The organism is Polaromonas sp. AER18D-145, from assembly GCF_002379095.1.
Lineage (GTDB): Bacteria > Pseudomonadota > Gammaproteobacteria > Burkholderiales > Burkholderiaceae_C > Polaromonas.
Genome location: NZ_NBZV01000050.1, coordinates 1 through 12,292 on the forward strand (window position 1 = coordinate 1; position 12,292 = coordinate 12,292).

The window sequence follows — 12,292 nt, forward strand, 5'->3', positions numbered from 1 at the left end:
CGTCGTCGAGGGTCTGAACAACAAGGTCAAAGTGACCATGAGAAAATCCTACGGGTTTCGGACCTTCAGAATCACTGAACTCGCCCTATATCACGTACTTGGCAAGCTTCCTGAGCCGCAACTCGCCCACAGATTTTACTGACGAAGCTATTTTCTCAGACGAGGCTTACATCAAGCACACAACCGAGGGGGTTTTGCTGAGTTTCCCTAGGAGCCTGTCGGGCTTGGGGCGTCGAAAGCGAAAATTGGCCCCAGCGAGGACAGTTTTTGCCGGATGTGCAGGCCCATAGCCCAGCTATGGGACAAAAAGACGGTGAAAAATGGACCGCTGCGGTCGATTTGCAGCCGACGATTCCCAAGTCCGACAGGCTCCTAGGGCAGCAGGTAACCGTATCTCTGGTGAAGGAAGAGCCCTAACTGCGGTGCCAGCCCTCCTAAGTTATTGATTTATATAGATCTCAGTTTGCTCTATATATGGTGATGCCCACGTGCGCGGGGCGAGCACGGCTGGCTGTCCCGGAAATTTGCATAGCCAGCGCTGGCGCGCCGAGGTAGAGCGCGCTTTGAGGCTGTCGCCCCGCTGGATCACCTGAGTGCCTTCGATCAGCATGCCCTTTTCGTCGATCTTGATCACCTGGGCATAGATCATCACTGGCAGCACGTAGGAGCCGTCCGGCTTCATCAGCTGGGCCATGAGGGTGCTGTCGCCGCGCCGCTTGCTCAGCACCAGCTCGCCGCGGGCAGGGCCGATTTTCAGAACCTCAACCGGGTCCATCAGGCCGCCGCTGTCGATCAGGCGGTAGACATCGAACTGCATTCAGAATACTGGTTAAATGTACAGTATTGCAGTATAGTGCGAGCAAGAGGCGCGCGGGAGGCTAGAGCGTGATCTCGACCTGTTTGGTGGGATCTGCCGCCCCGTGGTGGAAGACGTCCATGGAGGGGAGTTGGATGAGCTGATCAGCCTGGGCCACCGTGCCATTTAGCCATTGGTCCCAGTGCTCGCGCTCCAGCGGAACCACGGCACGTTTGTCTGCCTTGTCGCCTGCCGTTGTAGGGCCAGGTCGATGCATTGCCCTTAGAAGAGGATGCGCGTCACAATTTTGGGTTATTAGTGAGTAGGAAAAGTCACATTCGCCAGTGGCTGGATCCGTCCATTCAGACCAAATTCCTGCCAGGGCCCAGGGATCGCCATCAGCCCGAGAAAACCGCCACCAAATGTTCTTGCCAGTTCCCCAATACGGCTCATCAAAGCTCTCTGCCGGCACAAGGCACCGCTGCCCCCGCTTCCATGGCCCGCGAAAGGTCCATGCAGTTGCCAGGCGCTCACGCCGGGCGTTGTTCGTGCTCATTGGCCGGCCGTCCTCGGTCATCGGCTTTCGTGTTGGCGAGTGTGGCGGAATCAACCCCCACTGACCAACCTGCGCCACTGGAGCCGTTGTCACGAATGGCCCAGACTTGAGGGGCGCAACGAGTGGCAGGTACGGCTGTACGGGCGCACCAACCTGGAACTTCATGCTGATTCGGGCCCCAGTCGGCGCCATGTAGAGATTGCACATGGCATCACTTTAGCGCCGGACGGGAGCGCTGCCAAATTCTGGTCTTCAACGGTGGCGACCTCGCAGCCATGTTTCTAAAATCCACACCTAAGGTGTCACACCGCGAAGGTATTTCATGCTGGTTCGCTTTTACATCACACTCTCACTGGCCGCTGCAGCATTCAGCGCGGTAGGCATCCTCGCACCTGGGGTTGGCGAGTTGCTTTTAGGAATTCTGATCTGCGGACTGGCTCTGATTGCAGCGCTCCTTTTCTACGTTTTGGGGAAAAACCCGACGACCCCAATCGCCCCTCAAGCATCCCTATGCGAACCTTGGCCAGATGCTGTTGTCCCGGAGGGCCTGCCGATTCAGGACTTCCAACGAGTCCCACCTCCCACTGGACTTGCATTCTCGTCCTCGCCGGCCGCCAACGGACCGCGTTTCTGATCGTCTATAGCAATCGCGAATCAAAATGCAGGTTTTTGAATGACCTGAAAGTTGTCTGCAAATCGGGTGGTAAGTGACTTGGAAAGCTTGCCCCAACGGTTCATGAAAAAGTCCTTGATGGTCCATGTGAAGGTTTTTGCGTCAGGGAAATAAACGTTGTCGCGCACCTCCTCGTTCATCACCTTCCAAGCCCGCTCAATCAAGTTGAGGTTGGGCGAATAAGGTGGAAGGTGCCAGAGCTTGATGTTCAGGCGTGTAGCCTCTGCTTGCGTCGCCTTGCTCACGCAATAGGAGCCTTGGTCCAGAATGATGTGGAGCGTGAAAAACCTGGTTCTCGGGTAGCTTCTGCGAAGCCTTACGAAGTGCTCTCCCAGGGTCTGCGAGTTGACCGTTTCTGGAAACGTGGTGACCAGTTTCATGGTCGCAGGCTCAAAAGATCCGAGTACATTGACACGGGTTTTCCCCGCCGTCGTCGCTACGATTTTTCTCTCACCTTTGATCGACCAGCCGTAGCCCAGTTTGGTGGCCATGGTGGGGTGAGCGGCATCAAGGAAAAGCAAAGCCTCCCCTTCGGGCAGATTGTCTTTGAGCGTGCGGTATGTGTCGATGAATTCGAGCTGCGCCTGAGGGTCTGCCTTGGCTGGGGCAGGCTCACTCTTTTTGAAAGAGAAGTCATTGCGCTTTAGCCAATCCGTCATGCCCGAGAGGGAGAATTTGACGCCGAAAAGGCCTTTGACTTTTTGGACGACAGATTGTGCGCTAGCCACGTCACAGGCGGCCAAGATGGCGCTCAACCGAGCGGCCTGCTCGGAGTTCAATTTTCCCTCGGAACCCCCGCTTGATCCACCCAACTTGTCGTTGTCGAAATAGTCTTGCAGGTGCCGACGGGCCGTCTGTTCATCGATGAAGAGAAACTTGGCGATCTCGGCAAAGCTCTCGCCTTGATCGGCAAGCAGTACGACTTTCATCCGGTCGCCAATTTTTCGATCACGCTCGACCCGATGGGCTGATTTCAGGGAGGAGCGTTGGCTGGTGGTGAGAAAATATGACACCCCATATTTTCACGCATCGCGTGAATGAAAAGTCATCCCGGCTGCTGCATTTTGATTCGCGATTGCTATAGGAACCGACGAAGAGGCCACTGACTGCCCAGTCCCGGCCCCACTGGCCGAGTTGCGGCCCCAGGAATGCGGCCAACACGCCGCCCGCGACAACCCAGGAGATCGCCCGACTTGCGTGGTTGGGGTCGGTGGCTTCAACGGCGGCAAATCGATAGTAGTTGGCGAAGCCCTGATAGCTGCCAAGTAGCAGATGCCCGGTGACGAAAAGCACGAATGAGCTTTTCTGCAACGCCAGCGCGCACAAAAGGCTGCCACTCAGGCCAAGTGAGGCCCCGAGCAGAAAGCCAACTCGTCGACCGTAGTGACGCATCAGAAGAGCCGCTGGCAATGATGCGATTGCGGTGCCGATCACCATCATGGCCATTGGCAGCGTGGCGAGACCCTTGTCTGGTGCCAGAACGCCGCCGAGAATGGCACCGAGCGCCACCGACATCACGATGGCTGAAAGCATCAGTGCCTGACTGAATACAAGCAGCAGAACATTACGTCGCCCGGTAAACATCGGATGGCCTTCGGTATGCGGATCGAATTTTAGTGTGTCACCTGGCCGGATGCCTTGACCGCCGAATCAAAACCACCCTTGGCTTTCCACTCGGCGAAGCCACCTTGCAGAATTCGGACATTTTCGTATCCGGCCACGCGCAGTGCAAACCCTGCCTGTGCCGACAAACTGCCAGTGTTGCAGTAGATCAGGACCGGCTTGTCCTTCGGGATCGAGGTGCGCTGGGCCAGCACCTGACGCCACTCGATGTTGTTGGCCCCCGGAATGTGCTCTTTCGCGAACTGGTCCTTGTCACGGGCATCAATCACGAAGAAACGCTTCCAGTCCTCCTTTGGAATTTGCTCCGGGAAGATGGTAGCGCCACCATAGTCGACGAATTCCAGATAAGCTTCCATCGCATTGATGGCGGCCTTCATATCGTCGGCGCGTGCAGGCATGCTGCCTGCGAAGAAGATCAAAGCGATGAGTGAAATCGGGTACGCCAGTATTTTCATGCTTATCTTTCGTTGGGGAGTGAATCAGGCGGGATTGAGCCGCGGGTGGGTTTCTTCCCCCAGTAGCCACAGCAGGCCGCCAGAGACGAACATCGACAGGGCAACGAACCAGAACGCCGCCTCCATTTGTCCGCTGAAGTGCGCCACCATGCCCAGCCCGAGGCCCCCGATGCCATAGCCGAGATCACGCCAGAACCGGTAAATGCCAATGGCTGAACCACGCCAGTTCGGGTGCGATATGTCTGCCACAGCCGCCGACAGGTTGGGGTACAGCAGTGCCATGCCAAAGCCTGAGACGGCAGCCGACAGCATCCACCAGGCCACGCCCTGCCCGAGCAGCATCATCGCCACCCCCGCACCACAAATCCACATGCCCCACACATTGGGCCGGTGGCGTCCGATGCGGTCCGACAGCTTGCCGGTGAACAACTGCGAGCCCCCCCAGACAAAACCGTAGACGCCAATGATCCAGCCGATATTGGGCAAGCTGATGCCCTGCTGGTAGAGAAACACCGGGTAGAACACCCAGACCAGGGCATCAACAAATTTCTCGACCAGCCCGGCCTGACAGAGCGCCGCCATGCGGCGGTCGCGCCAGCTCATCAGTGTGAACATGTCCCAGGTCGTCGGCTTGGCCGGCACATGGACCGGATAACGCGGTATGGGCCCGGTCGCTTTGCCTGCCGCGTGGCGCGCCCCTTCTGCCTTCGCCCAAGGCAGTGTTTCCCTGACAAAAAACTGTGTCAGCACCAGCGCTGAAACCAGCACGATCAGGCCAAAGATCAGCAAGCCCTGGCGCGCACCGAAGGCCGTGGCCATGTAGGCGGTGACGATGCCGGCAATGGCTACGCCGACATAGCCGGCAAACTCATTGAGGCCGATGGTCAGGCCGCGCTGGTCGGGCCGCGTGATGTCGAGCTTGGAGGTCTGCGTCATGGACCAGGCAAAGCCCTGGTTGACGCCCAGCAACACGGTGGCGGCGACGATCCAGCCCCAACTCGGGGCGTACATGATCATGAACGGGATCGGCAGGGCACTGAGCCAGCCGAGCATGAGCACTTTCTTGCGCCCAATCTGTTCAGACAGGCGCCCCGCCACAAAATTGAGCGTTCCCTTGACGAAGCCAAAGGCCACGACAAAGGCGATGAGCAGCATGAAGGAGCCTTTCGGAACCCCAAACTCGGAACTTGCCAGTGCCGGCACAACGGTGCGCATCATGCCCAGTGTCAAGCCGACCAGTAGCACCTGCAGCAGCTGGAAAGTAAACTGGGCCAGGTTGTGGCGAATGCCATGCAGGTAGTCCTGGTACTCGTGGCGGGCTTCGCTGAATTCACTCATGTTATTTTCCCTGAACGGTCAGACGCTGGCGGCCGGATTGGCGCGCGTCGCCATGGCAAGCACCCGGTGTGCCATCCAGGCACCCAGCACCATGCTGGCCACCGCGATAAAACTCGATACCGACAGGGTGGCGACACCCGCCATGCCCTGTCCGATGGTGCAGCCCATCGCGAGAATGCCGCCCCAGGCCATCATCACACCGCCAGCCACATTGCGCAGCATCTGCGCCCCGGTGGGCATGACCCACTGGAAACGGCGTGCCACGATGACGCTGAGCAAAGCGCCGAGGAACACGCCCAGCACCGCCGTGGAGCCGAACTTCAGGGGGAAGCCCAGCCGCTCCATGGTGAGGTAGCGCATCAAATCCTGCGCCGGCGCGACAAAGGCCAGTGCCGATGTAACGGGCGTGTCGAATTCGCTGGTACCCGCAATGCTCACATACCAGCTGGCAGCCACCAGACCACCTACCACCATGCCCGACAGCGGAAGTTTCCAGCCCCACCATTCGGATTGACGCGGCGCCCGCAACAGGAATGCACTGATCAGCGCGACCAGTCCCGCTGTCACTGTCCAGGCGGGCACACCGCCGAGCAAGGCAGGCAGTGTCCTGGCGGGCAAGGTCATTGCCGGTCCGCTGGCGATCTCCCGCAACGGAGCCAACGCGCCTTCCAGGCTGGCCATGATGGCCAGCACGAAAACCAGCCAGGTCAGCAGGGCACCGCCTTGCCCCTCTGCTGCGCGTACCATGATCCGGCTCGGGCATCCCCCGGCCAGCATCATCCCTGCGCCGAACACCACGCCGCCAATCACCAGCCCCACCAATGGCACGCTGGCGCGCAGATACGGTGTGCCGCTCAAATCCACCCAGCCCAACCCGGATAGCAGTTGTGTACCTGCCAGAGCCACGGCCACCGCCAGCAAAAAAGCACGCAGCTTGGCGTTGTCCTTGCCCTCGAAAGCGTTGGCCAACGCTGCGCGTGCGCAAAAACCACTACGCTGCAAGATGATGCCGAGCAACACGCCCAGCATCAAGCCACCCCATACCGGGATATTCAATCCACCTGCACCCATGTCTGTCTCCGTTCAGTTTTTCAGTCTTTTTTTTGCCAGCGGATGAGTGCTCATCAGGCTGCGATGTTCGCCGCGACGATGCGGTCCATGTCGGCCGGATGCGGGGGGATTTCGCGTGTCAGCTCGACGATGAAGTCCTCGCGCGCCATGGAGAGCGCCGGGTTCCAGCGCTTCTCGAAACCGATGGTGGAGGACGGCTTGCCCGACAGGCCGACACCACAGACGCTGCCGGCCTGGTGCCCGGGGTAGATTTCCAGATCGGCCGGCAGGCCCAGCAGCTTGGCGTGCAACGAGTCGTACAGTTGTCCAGACATCTCGCGCTCCTTGCCGGCCAGGTCGGGGCGACCGACTGCGCCGACGAACAGGGTGTCACCGGTGATGACAAACCAGGGTGTCTCGCCGCGGCGCAGGTCGGAAACCAGCAGGCAGACGCTGTCAGGCGTATGGCCCGGTGTGTGCAATACCTCGACCTGCACATTGCCCAGATCGAGCTTTTGCCCGTCGCGCAGCGGCTCGAAAGCAAAGCCAACCTTGCCTTGGTCGAATTCGTGCAGACAATACGACGTGCCCAGCATTTCGGCCAGCCTGCGCCCGCCCGAATAGTGATCAGCATGGACGTGGGTGTCGATCACGTGCGTGATCTGCACGCCGGCCTTGCGTGCCTCTTCGACGAACCACGCCTCGTCGCCGGCCACCACGTCCACGGCGATGGCCCTGGCATACGTGGCACAGCCAAAAAAATAGGACAGCGAGGCTTCCTTCGTTGCAAATTGCTTGAAAAACATTTTTTCTCCTTAAAAAACGATGACTTTGTCGGCTTCGGCGGTCCAGTCAGCCAGCTGTGCGAGCGTTGAACGCTTGGCCCCATCGGTCAACTCGGTGTCCGTCAGACCACGTGCATCCATGCAGGTCCCGCACAGACCCACCTCACCTTGCCGGGCCACCTTGCCAAGCATGAGCTGGATGCTGTAGTAGCCCTGCGGCACCTTCTGGCCTGACTTGGCGCAGCCAACCGCGTCGGCCAGCAGGAACATTCGCACCTGCTGCCCTTCCTTACTGGCCAGGGCGCTGGCCAAACGCAACCCGTTATAGGCGCGCTCATTGCCGTACGGGGCATCATTAAGAATGAAAAGTGTGGAAGTCATGACATATCCTCCGGGTTGAATTTGTGAGTTGAACTTTGCTTCGATCAGGACTCGGCCGGTCGCTCAACCGGCATGCCAGCAGCCCGCCATTCGGCAACGCCATCGAGAATCTTGCGAATGCGGTAGCCCTTGCCGGAGAGCAGCTTCATGGCCTCATCCGACAGCATGCAAAACGGCCCGCGACAGTAAGCAACGATGTCGTGATCTTTGGGCAGTTCGGCCAGGCGCCGCTCAATCTCGTGGAGGGGCATGGAGCGTGCATACGGCAGGTGCGCCACTTGATACTCATCCTGCGGACGCACATCGATAACGATCACCTCGCCGCGCCGTGCCTGTTCCAGCAAGTCCGACCGTCCTACCTGTGTCAGCTTGTCGGGCGCGGACACCATGCGCTGCAAGGCCATCTGCAACTCGACCAGATGTTCTTCGGCCACCAAGCGCAGCGTGACTGACAGGTGGGCCACATCCTCGCCGCTAAGGCGATAGACCATGTACTTACCATCGCGCCGACTCTCCACCAGACGGGCCTCGCGCAACGCCTTGAGATGGGCGCTGGCCAGTTTGATGTCGATCGATAGCTCGCCAGCCAGCACCTCCACCGTTTTATCGCCCTGCGCGAGCAACTCCATCAACTCCAGCCGCTTCGGACTGGAGACGGCCTTGCCGATGCGGGCAACCTGTTCATAGAGAAGGTCTTTCAGTAATCTCTTATTCATTCGTACATTCTAGCGAATAGGCGAATAAATAACAAATATTAGCCATTTCTCTGTTCTCGGACGCCAGCGTCCGGCCACCTGACAATCACGAACCAGCAGTGTTGGTGCCGATGCGAATTTGACCAGCGTGCCGATGTTGTCTGACCAGAAGCAACAGTCTGTGACCCGCAAGTTCTCTAGGTTTTCTTCGCAGCAAGGGTGATCAATGAATTTCGGCACCCCTTGCATGGTCGTCCCAAGGAAAGCAAGATTCGGCGGCGTGAAGTTTCAAAGGGTTTGCAGTCTTACATCCGGCCTATTTGTGCAGGATGTTGTCCTGCTGGCCCTAATGGGGGCCGTCTCAGAAAACGGAAAATAAAGCACGCTAAGCCCAAAAACTCGCGCTCTTGAACAGAGTTAGACCAGACCGGCCGCTAGTCCAGCACCGATCAGCAGCATTGCCGCAGCCACCACGATCTGCACAGTGCGCAGCGTCACTTTTTGAAGCATGCGCTTGCCCATGAATGAACCGATGAACGCACAGACTGTGCCCACCGCAACCGGCGCGAGTAGTTCCTGCGACTGAGCAAAGTTGCTCGCCATGAAACTAGCGCCATAAACCGCCAATCGTGCAGCATCGACGATGACGGCTGAAACGACACCTGTAGCGACGAATGCCTCTTTCGATAGGCCACTTTTCAACAGGAAGGCCGAGCGCAGTGCGCCTTGGTTCCCTGACAGGCCACCGAAGAAACCGGACAGCGCACCTCCGAGCGGTAGCCACCTCGGCGGGAACGCCAGCGCTTGAAAGCGGGGTGACAACTCCAAGAGGGCGAATGCCACGATCAGGGAACCTATGACGGCCTTGATCATGGTGATCTCGAACGTCAATCCGCCAAGGGTGTAGCTCGCAAGGAGCGGCATCTTGTCGAACAGATTGATGAGGCTTGCCCCCGCCAAGGCGGCGATAGCGGCAGGCACGCTGAAGCGTGCCACGACCCGCCAGTCAGCCTGCTTGGCCATCAAGCCGAACTTGAAAATATTGTTGGCGAAATGCACGACAGCGGTGGCTGCGATAGCCAGCGGCAACGGGAAGAACAGAGCGAAAACCGGCATCAGAACTGTCCCAAGACCGAAGCCTGAGAAAAGTGTCAGGCCAGAGACCAAAAGCGCCGAAACGCCAATCAAGACAAGTTCCATTTGTGTGCCTCCGTCAAATAATCGAATTTCAGTATCGACATTCGATTATTATGAACCGATCCCCATTGAAAGCAAAAGAACCTATGACCAACACGCACACTGGCGACCGCAACCCGTGGTCTGTTTTTCTCATCTTTCTGCGCCTTGGTCTGACCTCTTTCGGCGGCCCCATCGCGCACTTGGGCTACTTTCGCGATGAGTTCGTCACCCGGCGGCGCTGGTTGTCCGAGCGCAGCTATGCGGATTTGGTGGCGCTGTGCCAATTCCTGCCGGGGCCTGCAAGCAGCCAGGTCGGCATCGCATTGGGCCTGTCCCGGTCGGGCTACGCCGGGGCGCTGGCCGCCTGGGCAGGCTTCACACTGCCATCAGCCGTTGCCTTGATCCTGTTTGCGCTGGGCATTTCCACCTACGGCGATGCCATATCGCCAGGTGCGCTGCACGGTCTGAAAGTGGTGGCAGTCGCGGTCGTCGCCCAAGCGGTATGGGGCATGGCACGCAACCTCTGTACTGACGTGCCGCGTGTCACCATCATGGCGATTGCGACCTGTGTTGTTCTACTTGTGCCCTCCGCATGGGGACAGGTCGGCATGATTGCTGCTGCTGGCGTCGCTGGGCTGCTGCTGTTCAAGCCTAGTCAGGATGGCGCACACGATCCGCTGCCGATCACGGTTAGCCACCGCGCCGGCGTGATCTGGTTGACACTGTTTTTTGCTTTGCTGGTCGGCCTGCCAGTTCTGGCTCAACTGATGCCGAATCAAACTATGGCCATGGTGGACGCCTTCTTCCGTGCCGGGTCATTGGTTTTCGGCGGTGGCCACGTCGTGCTGCCGCTGCTGCAAGCTGAGGTAGTGCCTTCCGGTTGGGTCAGCAATGAAGCGTTCCTGGCGGGATACGGCGCAACGCAGGCGGTGCCCGGCCCCTTGTTCACTTTTGCTGCGTTCCTCGGGGCGTCCATGAGCACAACGCCTTCGGGCTGGATCGGCGGACTGATCTGCCTGCTGGCGATCTTTGCGCCGTCGTTTCTGCTGGTCGTCGGTGCCTTGCCGTTTTGGGAGCGGCTGCGCCACAGCATGCGCACGCAAGCGGCGCTAGCCGGAGTCAATGCGGCCGTGGTGGGTATCTTGCTGGCTGCGCTTTATCAGCCGGTATGGACGAGTGCCATTTTCAAGCCGCAAGACTTCGGGCTGGCTGTGGTGGCACTTGTCGCGCTGATGTTCTGGAAGCTCCCGCCCTGGCTGGTCGTCATCGGTAGCGGAGCGGCGGGCTGGTTGCTGAGTGCCGTTCTGTGAGACCGTGGCTATGACCGATAAAGACCTCTACGGCGGCCTGATCCGTCTGCACATCCTGCACCATGCAGCCGAGGAATCGGTCTTCGGACTCGGCATCATTGAAGAGCTACGGCATCACGGATACGAGATGAGTGCCGGAACGCTGTATCCGATGCTGCATGGGCTGGAAAAAAAGGGCTATCTGACTTCGCGTCACGAGCGTACTGGGCGGCGGGAGCGGCGCGTCTACGAGATTACCGAGCAAGGCCGGATTGCGCTAACAGATGCGAAGACAAAAGTCAGGGAACTGTTTGGTGAACTTATTGAGGGTCACTGAGCTTTGTGTATTAGCGTCAGTTTGAGCTATACCCCAGACGGACGTCAACTTGATGGGGGAAACCCGTCAAAATAGGGTCCGTTTGAGCATTGCTTGACAAGCTGCCAGGGAAATCAAAGACCTCAACTTGACAACACCGCCCATCATTTCAATTGCAAACAATGTGAGTCTGACCATGCGGTCATTTGCGAATAATGTGAGTCAGAAAAGCCGCTGATTGCAAGTCGGGCAGGTTTCAAACGCGAGTCGTTACAGCTATGGGGGCATCGGCTACTACCATGTCTCGGACATGTACATCGCGCTGTTCAGCCACTTCATTCCCTGCGGCGTCTACGAGGCGGTCTACATTCTCGATGGCCTCATCAAGAACGAGTCCGACGTGCAGCCCGATACGGTGCATGGCGACACCCATGCGCAAAGCACGCCAGCCTTCGGCCTGGCCTATCTGCTGGGCATCAAACTGATGCCCAGGATTCGCCAGCTCAAAAAGCTGGTGTTCTTCCGGCCCGACAAGCAAACCCGGTATCGACACATCGACGCGCTGTTCAGCGAAAGCATCGACTGGTCGCTGATTTCAACCCACCTGCCTGACATGCTGCGCGTTGCCTTATCGATCAAAGCGGGAAAGATCACACCGTCGGCACTGCTGCGCCGCCTGGGTACGGCCAGCCGAAAGAACAGGCTTTACTTTGCCTTTCGCGAGCTCGGGCGGGTTGTTCGAACCCAGTTCCTGCTGGACTACATCGGTGATGTGGAGCTGCGCCGCACGATTCACGCGGCGACCTGCAAGAGCGAGGAGTTCAACCAGTTCACGAAGTGGCTGTTCTTTGGCGGCGAGGGCGTCATTGCCCAGAACGTACGCCACGAGCAGCGCAAGGTCATCAAGTACAACCAGCTGGTGGCCAACCTGGTCATCCTGCACAACGTGGAGGCGATGACCCGTGTGCTCAAGGAGATTCAGGCTGAGGGATTTGTCGTTGACGCGGCCGTCCTGGGCGGCTTGGCGCCCTACCGGGTCGAGCACATCAATCGATTTGGCGATTACTCCCTGGACCTGGAGCGGCAGGTGCCACCCATGCAATTCGAGACGATTCTTATTTGAAATCAATCGGTTACGTCAAAAAACGCCGGATTC

The 12,292-nt window shown here is 58.7% G+C and carries 14 protein-coding genes and 1 pseudogene; 4 read left to right on the forward strand and 11 right to left on the reverse strand.

Annotation, left to right across the window (positions count from 1 at the left end):
• A partial coding sequence (locus B7G52_RS19445; RefSeq protein WP_141397505.1) for a transposase occupies positions 1–142 on the forward strand: 142 nt, incomplete at its 5' end.
• Positions 143–439: 297 nt separating this feature from the next.
• Here B7G52_RS19445 and B7G52_RS19450 read toward each other — a convergent pair.
• The 11 genes from B7G52_RS19450 to B7G52_RS19500 form a co-directional block, all read right to left on the reverse strand.
• Positions 440–817, reverse strand: a complete 378-nt coding sequence (locus B7G52_RS19450) for a hypothetical protein (protein WP_096699208.1) — start codon at positions 815–817, stop codon at positions 440–442.
• Between the two features lie 61 nt (positions 818–878).
• The gene (locus B7G52_RS19455; RefSeq protein WP_371329043.1) at positions 879–1,559 is read right to left on the reverse strand and encodes an SOS response-associated peptidase; all 681 of its coding nucleotides are present in this window, start codon (positions 1,557–1,559) and stop codon (positions 879–881) included.
• A gap of 447 nt (positions 1,560–2,006) precedes the next feature.
• A complete protein-coding gene (locus B7G52_RS19460) occupies positions 2,007–3,038 on the reverse strand; it encodes an IS630 family transposase (RefSeq protein ID WP_371329044.1) in 1,032 nt (343 codons plus the stop codon).
• On the reverse strand, positions 2,974–3,558 hold the full coding sequence (locus tag B7G52_RS19465; protein WP_205853092.1) for an MFS transporter: 585 nt from the start codon (positions 3,556–3,558) through the stop codon (positions 2,974–2,976). The genes B7G52_RS19460 and B7G52_RS19465 overlap by 65 nt, the downstream gene beginning before the upstream one ends.
• An 80-nt stretch (positions 3,559–3,638) precedes the next feature.
• Positions 3,639–4,103 (reverse strand): rhodanese-like domain-containing protein, encoded by a 465-nt coding sequence (locus tag B7G52_RS19470; protein ID WP_096699212.1) that lies wholly within the window; start codon positions 4,101–4,103, stop codon positions 3,639–3,641.
• A gap of 24 nt (positions 4,104–4,127) precedes the next feature.
• Positions 4,128–5,441, reverse strand: a complete 1,314-nt coding sequence (locus B7G52_RS19475; RefSeq protein ID WP_096699214.1) for an MFS transporter — start codon at positions 5,439–5,441, stop codon at positions 4,128–4,130.
• An 18-nt stretch (positions 5,442–5,459) separates the two neighbouring features.
• Complete coding sequence (locus tag B7G52_RS19480) at positions 5,460–6,512, reverse strand: YeeE/YedE family protein (protein ID WP_096699216.1); 1,053 nt, start codon at positions 6,510–6,512, stop codon at positions 5,460–5,462.
• A gap of 53 nt (positions 6,513–6,565) precedes the next feature.
• Positions 6,566–7,297 carry an MBL fold metallo-hydrolase gene (locus B7G52_RS19485; RefSeq protein ID WP_096699218.1) on the reverse strand — a complete coding sequence of 244 codons (732 nt, stop codon included), beginning with the start codon at positions 7,295–7,297 and terminating at the stop codon, positions 6,566–6,568.
• A gap of 9 nt (positions 7,298–7,306) precedes the next feature.
• Positions 7,307–7,657 carry a DsrE/DsrF/TusD sulfur relay family protein gene (locus B7G52_RS19490; RefSeq protein ID WP_096699220.1) on the reverse strand — a complete coding sequence of 117 codons (351 nt, stop codon included), beginning with the start codon at positions 7,655–7,657 and terminating at the stop codon, positions 7,307–7,309.
• A gap of 44 nt (positions 7,658–7,701) precedes the next feature.
• A complete protein-coding gene (locus B7G52_RS19495; RefSeq protein ID WP_096699222.1) occupies positions 7,702–8,373 on the reverse strand; it encodes a metalloregulator ArsR/SmtB family transcription factor in 672 nt (223 codons plus the stop codon).
• A gap of 396 nt (positions 8,374–8,769) precedes the next feature.
• Positions 8,770–9,552, reverse strand: a complete 783-nt coding sequence (locus tag B7G52_RS19500; protein WP_096699224.1) for a TSUP family transporter — start codon at positions 9,550–9,552, stop codon at positions 8,770–8,772.
• An 83-nt stretch (positions 9,553–9,635) separates the two neighbouring features.
• On the opposite strand from B7G52_RS19500, the gene chrA reads away from it, so the two are divergent.
• The 3 genes and pseudogenes from chrA to B7G52_RS19515 all read left to right on the forward strand — a co-directional run.
• Positions 9,636–10,841 (forward strand): chromate efflux transporter, encoded by a 1,206-nt coding sequence (chrA, locus tag B7G52_RS19505; protein WP_096699227.1) that lies wholly within the window; start codon positions 9,636–9,638, stop codon positions 10,839–10,841.
• A gap of 10 nt (positions 10,842–10,851) precedes the next feature.
• Entirely contained in the window at positions 10,852–11,157 is a 306-nt protein-coding gene (locus tag B7G52_RS19510) for a PadR family transcriptional regulator (RefSeq protein WP_096699229.1), read from the forward strand.
• A 256-nt stretch (positions 11,158–11,413) separates the two neighbouring features.
• Positions 11,414–12,259, forward strand: a pseudogene (locus B7G52_RS19515) (transposase); the annotation flags it as partial.
• Positions 12,260–12,292: the final 33 nt, after the last annotated feature.

Coding starts and splice junctions, on each gene's coding strand:
- B7G52_RS19465 (WP_205853092.1), bottom strand. CDS start 3,558: ATGCTTTCAGCCATCGTGATGTCGGTGGCGCTCGGTGCCATTCTCGGC.
- chrA (WP_096699227.1), top strand. CDS start 9,636: ATGACCAACACGCACACTGGCGACCGCAACCCGTGGTCTGTTTTTCTC.
- B7G52_RS19510 (WP_096699229.1), top strand. CDS start 10,852: ATGACCGATAAAGACCTCTACGGCGGCCTGATCCGTCTGCACATCCTG.
- B7G52_RS19455 (WP_371329043.1), bottom strand. CDS start 1,559: ATGTGCAATCTCTACATGGCGCCGACTGGGGCCCGAATCAGCATGAAG.
- B7G52_RS19490 (WP_096699220.1), bottom strand. CDS start 7,657: ATGACTTCCACACTTTTCATTCTTAATGATGCCCCGTACGGCAATGAG.
- B7G52_RS19485 (WP_096699218.1), bottom strand. CDS start 7,297: ATGTTTTTCAAGCAATTTGCAACGAAGGAAGCCTCGCTGTCCTATTTT.
- B7G52_RS19480 (WP_096699216.1), bottom strand. CDS start 6,512: ATGGGTGCAGGTGGATTGAATATCCCGGTATGGGGTGGCTTGATGCTG.
- B7G52_RS19470 (WP_096699212.1), bottom strand. CDS start 4,103: ATGAAAATACTGGCGTACCCGATTTCACTCATCGCTTTGATCTTCTTC.
- B7G52_RS19495 (WP_096699222.1), bottom strand. CDS start 8,373: ATGAATAAGAGATTACTGAAAGACCTTCTCTATGAACAGGTTGCCCGC.
- B7G52_RS19500 (WP_096699224.1), bottom strand. CDS start 9,552: ATGGAACTTGTCTTGATTGGCGTTTCGGCGCTTTTGGTCTCTGGCCTG.
- B7G52_RS19450 (WP_096699208.1), bottom strand. CDS start 817: ATGCAGTTCGATGTCTACCGCCTGATCGACAGCGGCGGCCTGATGGAC.
- B7G52_RS19475 (WP_096699214.1), bottom strand. CDS start 5,441: ATGAGTGAATTCAGCGAAGCCCGCCACGAGTACCAGGACTACCTGCAT.